Genomic DNA, 16,181 nt, shown 5'->3' with positions numbered 1-16,181 from the left:
AGCGAGTGGGAACCGAAACGGCCTTTTCGGGGAAATCGTGCTTGGAATTCGGGTGAGGTCTGTTGCAAATAAGGAATAAGGATCTTGGGGATGAAGAGCTTCGGCAGAGTGAGAGTCGGGCTGGGGGCCTTGGCGATGTGTTTGCTCACGGCGGGATGGGCGATCCGCGGACTCGGGACGACCACCGGCATAGCGGAGACTCGCCGAACGAGCGACGGGCCGGCCTTAACCCAGGTTGTGCCGACCACGGCGGAATCCGCCGCGGCCGCGTCCCACACCGTGGCCGTTTTGGACGTCACGGCCGTCATGAACGAGATGCCCGAACTCCGTGAAACGCGGGCCATGATTCAAGCCGATTTCCAACGGGCCCAGGCTCAATTTCAAAAACGGCAGCAGGACCTGATGAAGCGGCGGCAGGAGTTGCAAGAGAAGTCCTCCGACGAACCCGCCGTTCGCGAAGAAATGGAGAAGTTGGGCCGTGAACTGGAACAATTCCAGGCCGAAATACAATTGCAGCAACGCGAATTGTTGGCCCGTGAGGGGCGGGCGCTGATGGACGCCTACACTCGCCTGAACGCCGCCGTGGGCGAGTATTGCAAGACGCACGGAATTGCCCTCGTGCTTCGGAACACGGGGCGACCGGCCAATGTCGCCAATGCACAGGAGGTCTTGGCCTACGTCAACCGCGACGTGATTTGGGCGCAAGACGAACTCGACATTACTCCGGCCATCAAGGCCGTCGTAATAGGGAATGACACACGCCCCTGAAAACCGCCGGCACCGCAGGCGGCAAGCTCTCGCGCGATCCAATGATCGGATTTGCCGCCTCGTTTTGCGGCTGGAAACAGCGGTGGGCCGGCGTGATCGCGGGGTGCGGTGCCCAAGCCGTCACCCGGACCGTGGCTGGGGTTTGGCCCCTGGAGGCGGTGTCGGCTGGACGATAGGCCGGGCCGCGGGCGGCGGCATCGGCGGGGCTGCATTCGCGGCGTCGATCTCGGCGGGAGTCACGGGTGCCGTCCGAGGCACCGGTTCCCCTGAGGATTCCGCGGTTGGAGGCACGCCGGCGGTCCGAGAGGCGTGTGGTTTCTTTGCAGGCCGTGGTTTCGGGGAAACAGGCTCGCCGTATGTCGGCTCAGGAATGGTTTCTAAAAGCCGCTCGATAACTTGGTCGACATCCACCCCCTCGGCGTCCGCATTGAAATTGGTGAAGATGCGATGACGCAAGACGGGAAAGGCCATGGCCCGAATGTCATCGGCCGTTACCGCATAACGCCCATGGAGCAGCGCCCGGGCCTTCGCGGTCAAAATCAGGTTTTGCGCGGCACGGGGACCGGCCCCCCAAGCCAGCCAGTTCTTCACGAAGTCCGGGCTGGGCGGCTCCTTGGGACGGGTGGCCCGCACCAGATCCACGGCATAGTCGATCATGTGTTGCGAGGCCGGCACCTGACGCACCAATTGCTGAATCCAGAGAATGTCCCGACCGGTCAAGACCGGCTGGATTTCGTGACGCACCGTCTGCGTGGTGGCCATCACAATCTCACGCTCTTCGCTTCGGGTGGGATAACCGATGTTGATCGAGAGCATGAAGCGGTCCAGTTGGGCTTCGGGCAGGGGGTAGGTCCCTTCCTGCTCGATCGGGTTTTGCGTCGCCATGACGAAAAACGGCAGCTCCAAGGGGTACGTCTTTCCGGCGGAGGTCACTTCGTACTCTTGCATGGCCTGAAGCAGAGCGGCCTGAGTCTTCGGCGGAGTCCGGTTGATCTCATCCGCCAAAACGATGTTGGCAAAGACCGGGCCTTGAACAAATCGGAACGTCCGTTTGCCAGTCGCCGGGTCCACGTCGATGATTTCCGTGCCCGTGATGTCGCTCGGCATCAAGTCGGGAGTGAATTGGATTCGGCTGAACTTAAGGTGGAGGGCCTTGGCCAAGGTGGAGACCGTCAAGGTCTTCGCCAATCCCGGCACGCCGATGGTCAGACAATGACCGCGCGCGAAAATGCAGATCATCATCTGCTCGATCATCTCATCTTGGCCGATGATGACCTTATGCACTTCCTTGTGCAACAATTCCTTGGCCTGGCCGATACGACGCACGGCCTCCTCGGGAGACATCTGCGCGGCGGGCGCAGCAGTCGGCTGGGACATTATCCTCTCCTCCGCGTTCCAGTTCCGGCGTTCCGCTGTTTTCGAAAAGGGGATCGAACGTGGCAACCGTCTCGGCGCGACGACATTCCATAACGTCGCGCCGAGGGAGATTCACCGTTACCGCATCCCTAATCAAGAGGATACTCTGTCAGCCGCCGGAGGACAAATCAGGGCTCCTCCGACCCTGCATTACCATTACCGAGATACTACGAAAACCTGGGCGCAATCACCGGGGGGAATTTACCTGTCGAGCCCTACCCGGCGATCCCGGTCATGCCTCCTCCACGAATTGGAAGCCGATCGCAGCGGCCAGTTCCCGAGTCGGCTCGCGGAGGTCTCCGTAGAAGCTCACGCGGTGCCAGCCGTAGGTATCCCAGTAGTGGAACAGCTTCTCAAAACCCCCCTCCACGTGGCAAGCCAGTTTCGTGCGGCAAGCCCGATCCTGAATCACGTTCTCTGCCGCCCGGCCCTGATGGAACAGAATCTCTTTGCGGACCGGGTGGATTTCCATGGTGCTGATCCGATAGCCCAGCGGTAGAAAGGATCGGACTGATGCGCCGCGACGATCCTCCGAATGGGTGAGTATCTCATAGTCGTTGGCAGGCCCGTCCGGCCCGAGCGGCTTCGTCATGGCCACGCAATGGGCGTAGATGATTTGTCGCTTGGAGGTATCAAGAACCGGATCCGAAATGTATCCCGGTCTGCCGGCCAGATGGCGGATCGCCACCATTGTGCCCGTGGAAAGCAGATCGGCTTCGCACGCCCCGATTTGTCCCGCGTTGAGCAGCTCCACGAATCCCAGGCAGGGATAGGCTTGCAGTTTTCCGCTATAAAACCCGCCCAAGCAATTGATGGTGATCGCTTCGGCGCCCTTGGATTCCAAGAGTTTCTTTTGCCCCAAGTAATTGCGTGCCGATTTGAGCAGCGTCTGCTCCGGTTCTTCCACGGCGATCCGACGGGCGCCGTTCCGCCAAGTTTCCGCGACGCGTTCCGCATCCGCTTCCGCGACGGCATCGCACATCGCTGCCAGCTCTTCGAAGGCGGTAAATTCCACGGTGATCCCGAATACTTCGTAAAGGGCATCGGCGACCGATTTGGAGCCGCCGCCCACGGAGAGGATCTTGGCCTGCTTGAGCGCTTCGAGACATTGTCCAGGTGATACGGCGTTCACTGGGTCGTCCGCGCAATCGGCCGGCACAGCCGGGGCGGTACGGTCTTGTCGCAGCCGATCGCAGGCCGCCACGAATGCGTCCGGGTCCGAGGTCTTCACGAGCGTGAAGCATCGGGCGGCCTCCACCAAATCTTCGATTCGTGAAGAACTCACGACCGAGAAGTTCCGGTGCTGCCGACGCAAGCCGGCCGTGTATCGCAGAAACCCGCCGCTTCCTGCAAACAAAAAGTCGGCCACGATGGTCGGCTTTCCCGACGCCACGATCTTGGGGAACACCTGAATCCAGTTGTTCATTTGATACACAAGGTAGCCGTCGATGCGATCCTGTTCGTCCGAGGCCAAAAGGCGGTCGGCATCCTCCGGGCCGTGTGCGGCGACGGGCAAGAATTCGACTTCGGGACACTCGCTTTGAAGTGCGTTTGTGACCTTTTCGATTTCGGGCCGCATGTCGTGCCCGAGATGCGGCCAAGTCGGACGGTCCTGCACCAAGGCCCAGCAGGCGAAGACCAATCGTACGCGAGGTCGAGGCTCGCCGCCGGGCTGCTCAGCGAGCGAAGGGGACGGCATCGTCCCCGGGAGCAGAGTTGCGGCCCCACAGGCAGCGCAACCGCCCAAGAAGCGACGACGATTGACGCAACAATGACACGCCGATTCGACCGGTAATCGCATGGTTTTCCCCCTTGCTCCCAAGTTTTCCCAGACCCGATTTCGATTTCCGCCGGCACACGCTGCGCCGAAACGATGGCCGGGCATGACAGCGATCGCCGGCCTGGATGCCGTCATTGTCGATTTCGACGTGCCGGTGTCAACATTGGCTCTTGCTTTTTTGATGGGACGGCCAAGGAAATCGGGGTTTGCAGTTTGGAACGGAGGTGCTAGATTGTCGCGACGAGAGGAGGCATGGTTCGGCGGCGTTCCCCCGCCAAGGTGGGTGGGGATGGTCGCAGTCAGCGCCGACGATGGCGCGACTTTATCACGGAGGATGGAAAGAGCATGGAAGCTCGTGCCCTTCGCGCCGCGTTCCTGGTGGCGGTAGCCTTCTGCTGCTGCGGGGCCGAATATCGAACGCCCAATTTCACCATCCGCAATCCAGACCCTCAGTTTGCCCGGCAGATGGGCGAGGCCGCGGAATCGTACCGAAAGCAATTGGCCGTGCTATGGTTAGGCCGAGAATTACCCAATTGGTCGCGACCGTGCCCGGTGACGGTTCAGGACGGTCCGGGTTTAGGGGCCGGCGGCCAAACTACCTTCATCTTCGATCGCGGGGAAGTTTACGGCTGGGAGATGGCCATTCAAGGTTCCCGAGAGAGGCTCTTGGACTCCGTGTTGCCGCATGAGATCACCCACATGATCTTGGCCAGCCACTTCCGCCGCCCTCTTCCGAGGTGGGCGGATGAAGGCGCCGCCACGAGCGTGGAGCACGTCTCGGAGCGTGAGAAGCATCGCCGTATGTTGATCCGATTTTTGCAGGGGCGGCGCGGTATTCCCTTCAATCGCATGTTCGCCATGGAGGAGTATCCGAGAGACATCATGCCCCTGTATGCCCAGGGTTTTGCCCTGGCCGATTATCTCATCCAAGAAGGAGGTCATCGGCGGTTCGTGCAGTTCCTCGAAGCCGGATTGGCCGACGGGAACTGGCACGCGGCTGTGAAGAAGTTTTACGGGTACGAAGAGCTCGGCGAGCTTCAGACTCAGTGGGTCGCCTGGGTCGGGCGGGGCTATCCGGAACGGCGACCGACGACCTCGCCGGTCGGCTTAGCCGTCGCTCCACAAGGAACGCAAGTGCCGTCGGCCAGTATGGAAAGCGGGGTCGTCGGCGACACGGCGGCACGAACGCGGGATGCCGGCGAAAGAGACACTTCCATCTATCTGGCCGCCTCCGCGCAGGGGTACCCGCCCGCCGCGGCGCCGCCTGACGGATCACCACCCGCCGGCGAGCGGACGCGAGGACCTGCTGCTCCGTCGGCGGACATCGATTTCGGAGGATGGCGGCCCGCAGATCGAACGGAGGTTTTGAGTTCCCGGGCCGGAGAGGACCGGGAATGGCAGGCGACGCCCGGTATGGCTGTCACTTCAGCGGTCGAGACGGAGCCACATGTTAACCGACTGGGATATCCACAGGCGGTGGAGCGACCGCAGCAAATCATTCTAGAGTGGAGCCGCCCCACTTTGATGCGGTGAATCGCCTGAATGGTCCGTTTGGAATCCCGAACACAGGGTCAGCGCCGCGGACATTCTTAATTCTCGTTTGAATTGACTATTTTCTCTCTTGCGAAGCTTCTTTTCGGATTTGCATGATTGAAACCGACCGTCCAGCTCGGAAGCCAAGAGGCCCCGCCGAAGAATCGCGAGCCGTCCCTACCGGAGCGAATTCTCTCTCCGAGGAGTATTGGCGAGAGTCCCAGCTTCCCTTGGCCGGGCTGATGTTCATTTCGCCCCTCCTAATCATTTACGAGCTGGGAGTGCTGATCCTCGGACCCGAGGCCGTTCGCAACGGGGCTGAAGTCTGGATGCGGCAATTGCTTCTGGCGATTGGTATCGGACAGTATTTCGTCTTGCCGTTTCTCACTGCGGCAATCTTGCTACTGGCCCACTACTTTAGTCGGGGGCCGTGGTACATCCGCTCCGTCACGCTGTGGGGCATGGCCGTGGAGTCCGTGCTGCTGGCGGCCGTGCTACGCCTGCTTCTCGGGCTTCAAGCGAATTTCTTCTCCTGCCTGGCGGGATCGGTTGCGCCGACGGCACCGCCGGGATTTGTCTGGGCACAGTCGACGGTCCCCTCGCACGCCACCGAACTTGCCGCGCGGGCCGTGGCCTACGTCGGTGCGGGAGTTTACGAAGAATTGGTATTTCGCTTGATTCTTCTCACGGCCATAGCCTTCGGCTTCAAAACCTTGGCCGTACCGTCCCGTTTGGCGAACTTGCTGGGGGTGGGCCTCAGCAGCCTTATCTTCGCGGCAGCGCACCACGTGGGGCCGATGGGAGAGCCTTTTACGGTGTTCAACCTAGTGTTCCGAGTGCTGGCGGGGATCTTCTTCGGAACGCTCTTCCTCTATCGCGGTTTCGGCATTGCCGCCGGGAGTCACGCCGTCTATGACCTCTTGGTGGGGTTGATGTGACGCCGTTTCCGCTCTCGAACCGCCTGAGAACGCCTGCCCGTACCGACGTCATTTTCCCTGAAGTCGTCGCACGACGCTTGCGGCAAGTCGAACGGCTGCGCGGATGCGGCCGCCCAGCGTCGGGCCGTGCGAAATCTCGAGGAGCGAACGGACGATCCGCAAGTCTTGAGGGCCGGCAGGTTCCAGGTGTCGTCTCGGCCCCCTCTCCCGGGTGACAACACTTTTTGCCACGGTCATCTCGAGGAGTCCTTCCGCCCCGCGGGTGACGCCGAAGCCGCTGCGGCGGCGCGGTGCAAACGGCACGCGCGGATCCGCCGTAGGCACGATCACATCGTTGACAACGACGCAGCCCACGTTCAGACGCTGAGCCAAGTTCTCCGCTCCATCGCGTTTTCCGAAGACGGCGGCGCCCAATGCATACGGACACTTTTCCGCCGCCGCAACGGCTTGGTCGTCATCGTCAACCGGGACCAGGCAAAGCACGGGGGCGAAGATGTCGGATTGAAGAAGCTCCATCTCGGGCCGTGCGTCCGCCAATATGATGGGACTCATGTTTGGGCCGTTTTCCGCTTCCAGGTCGCCGCAGAGCAATCGCGCGCCTCCGGCGATCGCCGCGCGGGCCAAGCCGATCACCCTCGAACGCAGCCGCGATTCGACGACGAGCAACGGCAAGGCGGATGCTGAATCGGCCAGACCGCGGCATAGTGCGGAATAGCATTTTCGGGCCACGAAGACCCGGCGAGGGGCAAGGCACGTGGCGCTGCCGTTGAACCGCAGGCCGAACGTCAGAGCCTGCACGACCAGGCTGATATCGGCGTCGTCGCGGACAAAGACGGCATCGCATCCGGATAGTTCCATGACGGCAGGCGTCAGCGTATCCGCGGCTTGATGCAATACGAGACGGCCGGTTTCCGAGGAACCGGTCAGCACCACCAGATCCACGCCGCCGCGAATGGAGGCCCGGGCGGCTTCGGGGGCTTCCGGCAGGATATGTAGAAGATCAGAGGGCAACCCCGCCTCTTGCATCCCTTGGGCGAATTGCAAGGCGATTTGCGAGCCTCCGGGCGCCGGCTTCCAAAGCACGGCATTGCCGGCCGTCAGGGCTTGCAGTGTTTGCACCCCCGGTAGGAAGAGCGGATAGTTTCGGGGTGCGACGATGAGGATAACTCCGCGCGGCTCCCGATACGTTGTAACACTGACTGCCCCCATCCACCAGGGTCGATTACGAATGGTCTCCCGCCTCGATCCGAGAATGCGAGCCGCGTTGCGCTCCAAGAAGCGACACGCGTCCGCCAGCGGCAATATTTCGGCAGCGATGGTGTCTTTCGGCGTTCGGTTGGGCAAGCTCACGCTTCGGCATAGCGACTCCGCGTCGGCGGCCAGCCTGCCACGAAAACGGCGCAGAATGGTTAGACGATCGGGGATGGTGACGGCCCACCACGCCCGCTGAGCCGCCCGCGCGGCCCGCAAACACCCGGCTATGGCGCTGTTGTCTTCCGGCTCAATTTGAAGGGAATCGCTTGCCGAGAGAGTCTCGTCGTAAGCGGCATGAGTTGAATTCATGAGCGGCGATTCACCCTTCTGGATCCCAGGGCAACGATGGTGTGAGGATGAATTATACAGAGGGGTTGCAATTCCGCCATGGCGAAGCAGCCGTTTTCTTCCCGCTGTGCGAAGCAATTCGATGGAGCTGGAGCGTGGACGGCCTGACCTGACATCCTTTAATGTTTCGGTTGCGTTTCGTTAGCGGGGGCCGGGAAGGATATCCGTATGCGGTTTTTTTCCAACTGTCGCAACCTTCCCATGGGCTGCATCTCCCCCCAGGATTCCGCCTTCGCTTGGAAATGGGGTGTACATTGACATTTCTGTGGCGGCCCCCTACGATGATCGTTTCGTATTCGTTCCGAAGTGCCGTCCGGTTTGCAACTCCGGCTTGCTGCTGCATCCGTACTGCGGATGGCTGGTTCTCCCTCGGAAGGGTAGTTTTTGTCGTCGGAAGGTCAAGGACTCGAAGGTCCGGGTTTGGTGTGATGAAGCGGGTGCGAGAGAACCGATCGGAATAGATCCGCCGAACAGTCCTGGGAATTTCAGTAAGCGATCGTGCAGGAGCATCGAATCTTGATGCCGATGCCGCCGCGGTGCGGGGTGGGGTGCCCAATAACGAAAACCTCCTTGGTCGTGGTGTTCGGCGCCCGTTGCCGGTATTGGGAGCGTGTGCGGTGCGGCGGTGCGTTGACGCGGTTTGCGGCGCGATCGGAAGTGTCTGAACAGAGCGGGAGAAGTTATGGCTGTTCCCAAAAGAAGACAAAGCAATGCGAAAACGGGATCGCGCCGTGCCCACGATCATTTGACGGTCCGGCCGCTGAGCTATTGCCCGGAATGTCGTGAGCCGGTTCCTACCCACGCCGTTTGCCCCAAGTGCGGATATTACATGGGAAGGACGGTCGTGGACGTCGAGGCGAAGGAAAAGCGGAAGAAGAAATCGCAGTAACCGTAATCGCGATACGAGGCAGCTTTGGGTAGGATCGCCTTTCTCTTTCCGGGCCAAGGTGCGCAGACCGTCGGGATGGGACGGCGCCTCTATGAGGCCGTTCCGGCCGCTCGGGCGCTGTACGACCGGGCAGGCGACGTATTGGGCTACGATTTGGCCAAATTGTGTTTCGAAGGACCGGCCGAGGAATTGGACTCCACGGTGGTAAGCCAACCGGCGATTTTCGTAACGAGTTTGGCCGCTTTGGAATCGCTCCGGGCGGATGCCCCCGATGTCGTCTTGTCGTGCGAAGCCGCGGCCGGATTGAGTTTGGGCGAATACACCGCGCTGGTCTTCGCCGACGTGCTGTCATTCGAGGACGGCCTTTGGCTGGTGCAGAAGCGCGGAGAGGCGATGCAAGACGCCGCGGACGCGACGCCCGGCGGCATGGTCAGCATTTTGGGCCTCGAACGTTCCGAAGTGGATCGCTTGTGCCGCGAAGCAAGGGGGAACGAGGTACTCCAGATCGCGAACCTCTTGTGCCCCGGAAACATCGTCGTCTCCGGTACGACTTCCGCTTGCGAACGGGCGGCGGAACTGGCTCCAGGCTTTGGGGCCATGAAGGCTATTCCGTTAGCGGTAGCGGGGGCATTTCACACCGCCATCATGAAGCCTGCCGACGCTCGCCTCGCCGAGGCGTTGACGAAAATATCCTTGCGTCCGCCTCGCATCCCGGTCGTCTCGAACGTGGATGCCCGCACGCATGATGACCCGGAGGAAATCCGGCAGCTCTTGATTCGCCAAGTGGTCGAACCGGTGCTTTGGGAGGATTCCATGCGCTATCTGATCGCTGAGGGATTCGACGGTTTTTATGAAGTCGGCCCCGGAAAGGTCTTGCGTGGATTGATGCGGCGGATCGATCGCGGCGTGTCGTGCCAGAACGTCGAAGTGTGAGACGGATCAGCCGATCGGGTTTCACGGCGCAAAGGCGAACTGATCTGCACGGCGGTTTTTCTGGGGCCGACGCGCCCGCGAAAGGCCCTGCCGCACTGAGGGAGAAATCGAGATGTCGGATACATCAGCACCGCGGATCGCGACCAATTTGGCCGGCAAAGTCGCCATCGTTACCGGTGCCGGAAGGGGCATCGGACGGTGCATCGCTCGAACGTTAGCGAGCTGTGGAGCGGCGATCGCCTGCGTGGACGTGAATGTCGCGGCCGCCGAGGAGACGGCCTCCCTCATCAAGGCCGACGGAGGACAGGCCGCGGCCTTCGCCTGCGACGTCACCGACAGCGAGCAAGTGAACTCCGTCGTGGACGCCGTCATCGGGCAGTACAAGAAGCTGGATATCTTGGTCAACAACGCCGGCATCACGCGAGACGGTCTCTTGCTGCGGATGAAGGACGAGCAATGGGACTTGGTCCTCAATGTGAACTTGCGCGGCACGTTTTTGTTCACGCGAGCCGCTGCCCGTTATTTGATCAAGGCCGGCGGAGCCAGAATCATCAACATCGCGAGCATTTCCGGGCTGATGGGCAACCCCGGCCAAGCCAATTACTCGGCTTCCAAAGCGGGGGTGATCGGTTTTACCCGGACGGTCGCCCGTGAGTTGGCCTCGCGTCAGGTCACCGTGAACGCGGTAGCCCCGGGGTTTATCGCGACGGAGATGGCTCACGCCTTGGGTGAGGACACGCTGAAACAGATCCGAGAGCGAACACCCCTCGGCCGTCTGGGAGAGCCGCAGGATGTGGCCGACGCAGTGCTGTTCTTGGCTAGCCCCGCTGCCGGATTCATCACCGGAACAGTGCTGCGGGTCGATGGGGGCCTCGCGGAGTGAGAGACGGGAACCGCTCGCCCTCCGGCGCTGCGACGATATGGGCAAATAGGAGCACGGCGGTTCACCTTGGGCGATATGGACACAATTTAGCGTTTCCGGTAACGTAGTAGGATTGTCGGCAAACGCCGTGAGCTTAGAGAGGCGGTCCGCCGCTGATCGGGCGGTGATGTTTGCGATTGTTCGCGTTTGAGATTTCGGTCCCGTTGCCGATGTGGAAGACGGGCGCACCATAGCTTTTGAGATGACGTGAGATCCAAGAGGAGTACGAACGTGGCGACCATCGAAGAACGCGTCATGAAGATTGTCTCGGAGAGCCTTGGGGTCGGACAGGAACAGATCAACCGCGAGTCTCACTTTGTGAACGATTTGGGAGCGGACTCGCTGGATCAGGCCGAATTGGTGATGGCCTTGGAAGACGAATTCGACATTTCAATTCCCGAGGAGGTGGCGTCGCAGATCCAAACCGTGGGCCAAGCCATCGACCATATCCAAGAGGCTGTTGCGGAGGCCGAAGGCGAGCAGAACGGTTGAGCTTCCCTTCGGGTCGGCGGCGTCCGAAACGCGAATGGCCTATCTTCGAACTCTTCGCCAGCATAAATAGTTGTCGAGCATGAGAAGACGCGTGGTGGTTACGGGAATGGGTGCGGTCACGCCTCTCGGCTGCAAAGTCGATGAGATGTGGGCCCGCCTTTGTCGCGGCGAGAGCGGCATTCGTCCGATTGAGGGCTTCGATGTCTCGATCTTCAAGGTGAGGTTCGGAGGGGAAATCCGCAACTGGAATCCGGTCGAGTATATCGACAGCAAGGAACAGCGGCGGATCGATCGCTTTGCGCAGTATGCTTTGGTCGCCGCCACGGACGCGATTCGTGAATCGGGCTTGGATTTCTCGAAAGAGGCCCCGCACCGGTGTGCGAGTGTCATTGGTTCGGGTGTAGGCGGACTAGGCGAGATCGAGGCCCAATTTCGTCGCTTGATGGAAAAAGGCCCGGAGCGCGTTTCGGCCTTTACCATCCCCAAAATGATGCTTAACGCGGCGGCCGGATGCGTTTCCATTCAATTCGGCTTGAAAGGGCCGGCCTACGGTGTCGTGACGGCCTGCGCCAGTGCGTCCAACGCCATCGTGGAGGCCGTCAAGGAAATCGAATCCGGGGATATCGACATCGCGATCACCGGCGGGAGTGAAGCCGCCGTAACGCCCCTCGGAATCGCGGGTTTCGCGGCCATGAAGGCCCTCTCGGAACGGAATGACGATCCGCAACGTGCCAGCCGCCCCTTCGATCGCGATCGCGATGGGTTTGTGTTGAGCGAGGGAGCGGGAATTCTGGTCCTGGAGGAATACGAGCACGCACGCAAGCGGGGCGCCCCGATACTGGCGGAAATGCTCGGCTATGGCGTCTCCTCGGACGCAGGGCACATTACACAACCGGACGAGAACGGGCTGGGGGCGGCCAGGGCCATGTCCGATGCCTTAGCTTCGGCCGGCTTGGCAAAGGAACAAATCGATTACATTAATGCCCATGGTACCAGCACGCCCCTAGGAGATGCGGCCGAAACCATCGCCATCAAGTCGGTTTTCGGCGATTATGCCCATTCGGTGCCGATTTCCAGCACCAAGAGCCAGCTCGGCCATCTTTTGGGCGCCAGCGGCGGTGTGGAATTGGTCATCTCCATCCTCGCGATCCGTCACGGCCTAATTCCGCCCACCATCAATTTGGAAAACCCCGATCCGGCCTGCGACCTCGATTATACGCCGAATACGGCCCGAGAGCGGCGAGTTCGGATTGCCATGTCGAATAGCTTCGGCTTCGGCGGACACAATGTTTCCTTGATCGTGGGTGAGCTGCAAAACGGTTCACCCTGATGCGGGCCTCAATCTCCTTCCGAGCTCCGGCCTCTCCCGGCCCCTCCGACTGAGTTCGTGATCCGGCATTGCTTCGCCGCTTCACGGTTTCTGCCTTTCTTTCGCGATTCGTTGCGGACCCGTCTTCTCCGGAGAATCGGTGACGAGAGAGATAGATAACAGGGAGGGCGATGCTACGGGAGGCGGCTGAATTCAGGCAAAATCTTCACAAGCTCCTCGCGGAGATATGCCCGGATGTCACGAGCGTTTTCCATCTCCATCACATGATTCACGACGTCGCGGCATTGGGCGACGGTGACGCTGCGGCAGACCTTCTTGACCTCGGGGATGGCCCCTGCGGTCACGCTGAAGTTCCGCAGCCCCAGCCCGATCAGGAGCATCGTATAGATCGGACTGCTGCTCATCTGGCCGCACAGGCCGACCGGTACCCCGCCCTCTTGGGCCGTGCGAATCGTTTGAGCTAACAGCCGAATCAAGGCGGGTTCGGCGGAGCTGTACAGAGACACCACGTTTCGGTTCGTGCGATCGACCGCCAGCGTGTATTGCAGGAGATCGTTCGTCCCAATACTGATGAAATCCACTTCCGGCAGGTATCGGTCCAGCATGATGGCCGTGGACGGAACCTCGACCATCATGCCGATCGGTGTCTCCCTCCGGAACGGAATACCGGCTTCCGCCAGCTCCTCCATAACGTCGGCGACGACGAACTTGGCTTGACGAAGTTCCGGCAGAGTCGCGATCAAGGGGAACATAATCTCGACCCTGCCGATTGCCGATGCCCGCAAGATGGCGCGCAGTTGCGACCGGAACATGGGTAGGTGCCGCAAGGCCAAACGAATACTTCGCAGCCCCAGACACGGATTGCTTTCGTTGTCCCAGCCCATTTGCCGGGGCAGCCAGTCTTGCGGTATCTTGTCGGCGCCCATGTCGAACGTCCGGATCGTCACCGGACGATCCCCCATGGTTTGGATGACCCGGAGGTAGGCTTGATAGTGTTCCTCCTCGCTCGGCAACGTCGTCCGGCCGAGGTAGAGAAACTCGGTCCGATAGAGGCCGATCCCCTCGGCGCCTTGTTCCAAGCAGGTTTCCGCTTCCTGGGGGAATTCGATGTTGCCGAAGAGGTGGATTCGTGTGCCGTCCAGCGTCTCCGCCGGAAGACCGCGAATATCTCGCAGTTCAGCCTGAAGGGCTTCGATCGCCCGATATTGCTCCCGATACTCCTGAAGAGTGGCGCCGTCGGGATTGACAATGACCAAACCACGGTCGCCGTCGACGATGACGGTATCGCCGCCGGATACTTCGCCCAAGAACGGGCCCGTACCCACAACGGCGGGAATTCCCAACCCCTGCGCCACGATGGCCGTGTGCCCGCCCGGGCCGCCGGTTTCCGTCACGAAGCCGCGTACGAATCTCCGATCAAGCCGGGCCGTTTCACTGGGCGTGAGCGTGACCGCGAGGACGACCACGGGCGAGTTGAGCTGGAAGACCTCGCTGTGCGGTTGACCCAGCAGCGATCGGAGAAGCAGCTTTTCAATGTCGTAAACGTCGTTGACGCGTTCCGCGAAGTTGGGGTTCGGAAGGCGACGGAAGACGTCGGCATACCGGTGGAGAATGCGGCTCACTGCCCGCTCCGGCGCGTAATTCCGTTCGCTGATGAGTCTCTCGATATCCTCGCGTAGTTTGGCGTCTTGCAGGATTTCCAGATGAGCGTTGAAGATGGAGCCGGAACGCTGTCCCAACTCTCGGATGACGGCGTCTCTTTGGCGGGAAAGCTCGTCGACGGCCTTGGCCAAAGCGCTGCGGAAACGCTCGATCTCCCGTTCCACCGCCGTGCCGTCGATCAGACGGTCCGGTACGTCGAATTTTTCCCGGCCCAACACCATCGCCTCGCCGATGGCGATTCCGGAGGAGACGGCGATCCCTTGCAGACGCAACATTCGCTGTTCCTATCCCGAACGGCGGTATCGGAGCCGCAACGGCTTCCAGGAAGGCCGAGCTCAAGACCGTCGCTCGTTCGGCTAAGCCGCCGGGGAACCCTGTTCGGAATCCGAGGCAAATTCCTCTTCCAGAAACTTGCGGCTCGCCAGGGATTCGAGGGCCTGCAACAGTTCCTCGGCATCCGGACCCTCGGCCTCGGCAAGGAGTTCATCCCCTTGTAAGGCGCAGAGACTGAGCATATCCAGCACGCTCGAACCATCGGCGGTCTCGAAACCGCCTCCCGAAGAGGATCCATCCTCGGAAATCTTGCGGAGCACCAACCGGCTTTGGTAATCTAGAACCAGTCTACGCACCAGCGTCGCCGCCCGTGCGTGCAAACCGGCTCGATTGATGATTCGGATCTTGCGACGAGCCTTGGACTCCATCGGTCGCTCTTTCGGCGGATCCGTCTCCATAACCCAAACGCCTGGCCGATAATACTCACGTGCTAACATGTTGGGATTCCCGTCTGAATTCGAGCCTCTGGGTAGCGGCGCATTCGCCGCACTTGATTCAGACACGAAAAACCCGTCCCGATGTTCGCTACAAACGCCCTTTTCTGAAAGGCCAACGCCGTCCCTAAGTTGGGATCGCACGATGCGTCACGGATTATCATCTTAAGCAACAATTGTGGCGAACGCAAACGGCCCGCGAGACCTGTAGGAGATCTAAGAGGAAACCGGCTGCGTCCGCGAACGCCGCTAGGCCGCGAACTTTCCCTGGTCGGCCTCTTCCAGAAGTTGCCACACCTCGTCGGCCGATTTCGCCGTTTTCAAAAACCGCGAAAACCGATCGTGGTGCAGCTGTCGCGTAATGTACTCCAAGGCTCTCAGGTGTAGCCCCGGCTGGTCGAGCGGTGATATTACGAGAAACAGGGCGTGCACCTTTTCCCCGTCCAACGCCTCGAAATCTACGCCTTGAGGGCTGATGGCGACGGTAGCAACAAGACGATCGAGACTCGCGTGTTTGGTATGAGGGACTGCGACCCCGTGACCGATCCCTGTGGTCCCTTCCGCTTCCCGTCGCACGATGGCTCGGACGACGTCGTCCAGTTGATCTTCGCCCAACGCCTTGGCTTCCACCAGGGCTTCACACATCCGCTGGATGATGGCTTCTTTGCCGTCGTCGACGTCGAGGTCGACCAAGATTGCGTCACGGACGATGAATTCGCTGAATTTCATTCATCCCTCCCCTCGAAAGTGTGGGCAATTAAGGGGTTTCGCTTGGCTTTTCAGATTGGAACTACATGGGTGGGAGCGGCGTGACGAAAGATTTCTCGGTTCTCACATCCGGAATCGCTGTCGAAGCCGAAATACACGCCCCGGCTTGAAAACGACTTAGAGAACCGACAACCCGCCCTATGAACAAAGCAAGCCGTCATTTTATCACATACTGGGGCCCGCCACAATCGGCGGCGTCGGTTTCGTTGACGCCCGATGGAAGTGTCCTCATTTTGAAACCATTATGAGAAATCTTACCTCGTGGTCTTACCTCATGGTACCGTACGGGAATAGATTTTGCTTCACTCCCCTACTTAATCTGTGTAATGACACAGAGCGATCGGACCAGCGTAGGCGAAATGCTCGCCGCTCGACTCCCTC

Annotated in this window: 13 protein-coding genes and 1 pseudogene; 8 read left to right on the top strand and 6 right to left on the bottom strand. The window is 60.5% G+C overall.

Features of this window, described 5'->3' with window-relative positions; translation table 11 throughout:
- The first annotated feature begins 90 nt into the window (after positions 1–90).
- Positions 91–768, top strand: a complete 678-nt coding sequence (locus tag ACZ5B4_RS06370) for an OmpH family outer membrane protein (RefSeq protein WP_464913596.1) — start codon at positions 91–93, stop codon at positions 766–768.
- Between the two features lie 366 nt (positions 769–1,134).
- On the opposite strand, the pseudogene ACZ5B4_RS06365 reads toward ACZ5B4_RS06370, so the two are convergent.
- Positions 1,135–2,145: pseudogene (locus tag ACZ5B4_RS06365) on the bottom strand (AAA family ATPase); the annotation flags it as partial.
- Positions 2,146–2,416: 271 nt separating this feature from the next.
- Entirely contained in the window at positions 2,417–3,985 is a 1,569-nt protein-coding gene (locus ACZ5B4_RS06360; RefSeq protein WP_464913595.1) for a twin-arginine translocation signal domain-containing protein, read from the bottom strand.
- A 324-nt stretch (positions 3,986–4,309) separates the two neighbouring features.
- On the opposite strand from ACZ5B4_RS06360, the gene ACZ5B4_RS06355 reads away from it, so the two are divergent.
- Both ACZ5B4_RS06355 and ACZ5B4_RS06350 read left to right on the top strand, forming a co-directional pair.
- Positions 4,310–5,497 (top strand): hypothetical protein, encoded by a 1,188-nt coding sequence (locus tag ACZ5B4_RS06355; protein ID WP_464913594.1) that lies wholly within the window; start codon positions 4,310–4,312, stop codon positions 5,495–5,497.
- 113 nt (positions 5,498–5,610) lie between these two features.
- Entirely contained in the window at positions 5,611–6,435 is an 825-nt protein-coding gene (locus tag ACZ5B4_RS06350) for a CPBP family intramembrane glutamic endopeptidase (RefSeq protein ID WP_464913593.1), read from the top strand.
- Positions 6,436–6,483: 48 nt separating this feature from the next.
- Here ACZ5B4_RS06350 and ACZ5B4_RS06345 read toward each other — a convergent pair whose 3' ends face one another.
- Complete coding sequence (locus tag ACZ5B4_RS06345; protein ID WP_464913592.1) at positions 6,484–7,998, bottom strand: aldehyde dehydrogenase family protein; 1,515 nt, start codon at positions 7,996–7,998, stop codon at positions 6,484–6,486.
- A gap of 721 nt (positions 7,999–8,719) precedes the next feature.
- Here ACZ5B4_RS06345 and rpmF point away from each other — a divergent pair.
- From rpmF to fabF, 5 genes are all read left to right on the top strand, one after another.
- A complete protein-coding gene (gene rpmF / locus ACZ5B4_RS06340; RefSeq protein ID WP_464913591.1) occupies positions 8,720–8,926 on the top strand; it encodes a 50S ribosomal protein L32 in 207 nt (68 codons plus the stop codon).
- A 24-nt stretch (positions 8,927–8,950) separates the two neighbouring features.
- Positions 8,951–9,859 (top strand): ACP S-malonyltransferase, encoded by a 909-nt coding sequence (gene fabD, locus ACZ5B4_RS06335; protein WP_464913590.1) that lies wholly within the window; start codon positions 8,951–8,953, stop codon positions 9,857–9,859.
- 112 nt (positions 9,860–9,971) lie between these two features.
- Positions 9,972–10,742, top strand: coding sequence for a 3-oxoacyl-[acyl-carrier-protein] reductase (gene fabG, locus ACZ5B4_RS06330; protein ID WP_464913589.1), 771 nt, complete (start codon positions 9,972–9,974; stop codon positions 10,740–10,742).
- A gap of 246 nt (positions 10,743–10,988) precedes the next feature.
- Positions 10,989–11,273 carry an acyl carrier protein gene (gene acpP, locus ACZ5B4_RS06325; protein ID WP_464913588.1) on the top strand — a complete coding sequence of 95 codons (285 nt, stop codon included), beginning with the start codon at positions 10,989–10,991 and terminating at the stop codon, positions 11,271–11,273.
- A 79-nt stretch (positions 11,274–11,352) separates the two neighbouring features.
- Positions 11,353–12,603 carry a beta-ketoacyl-ACP synthase II gene (gene fabF / locus ACZ5B4_RS06320; protein WP_464913587.1) on the top strand — a complete coding sequence of 417 codons (1,251 nt, stop codon included), beginning with the start codon at positions 11,353–11,355 and terminating at the stop codon, positions 12,601–12,603.
- Positions 12,604–12,776: 173 nt separating this feature from the next.
- Here the strand turns inward: fabF and ptsP are convergent, their stop codons facing one another.
- From ptsP to ACZ5B4_RS06305, 3 genes are all read right to left on the bottom strand, one after another.
- Positions 12,777–14,540, bottom strand: coding sequence for a phosphoenolpyruvate--protein phosphotransferase (gene ptsP, locus ACZ5B4_RS06315; protein WP_464913586.1), 1,764 nt, complete (start codon positions 14,538–14,540; stop codon positions 12,777–12,779).
- A gap of 81 nt (positions 14,541–14,621) precedes the next feature.
- Positions 14,622–15,035, bottom strand: a complete 414-nt coding sequence (locus ACZ5B4_RS06310; RefSeq protein WP_464913585.1) for an HPr family phosphocarrier protein — start codon at positions 15,033–15,035, stop codon at positions 14,622–14,624.
- Between the two features lie 246 nt (positions 15,036–15,281).
- The gene (locus tag ACZ5B4_RS06305) at positions 15,282–15,761 is read right to left on the bottom strand and encodes a PTS sugar transporter subunit IIA (protein ID WP_464913584.1); all 480 of its coding nucleotides are present in this window, start codon (positions 15,759–15,761) and stop codon (positions 15,282–15,284) included.
- Between the last annotated feature and the right edge of the window lie 420 nt (positions 15,762–16,181).

This window comes from Thermogutta hypogea, assembly GCF_055386265.1.
The sequence above is the reverse complement of the archived record's forward strand: the minus strand, read 5'-3'. Positions and strand labels throughout refer to the sequence as shown.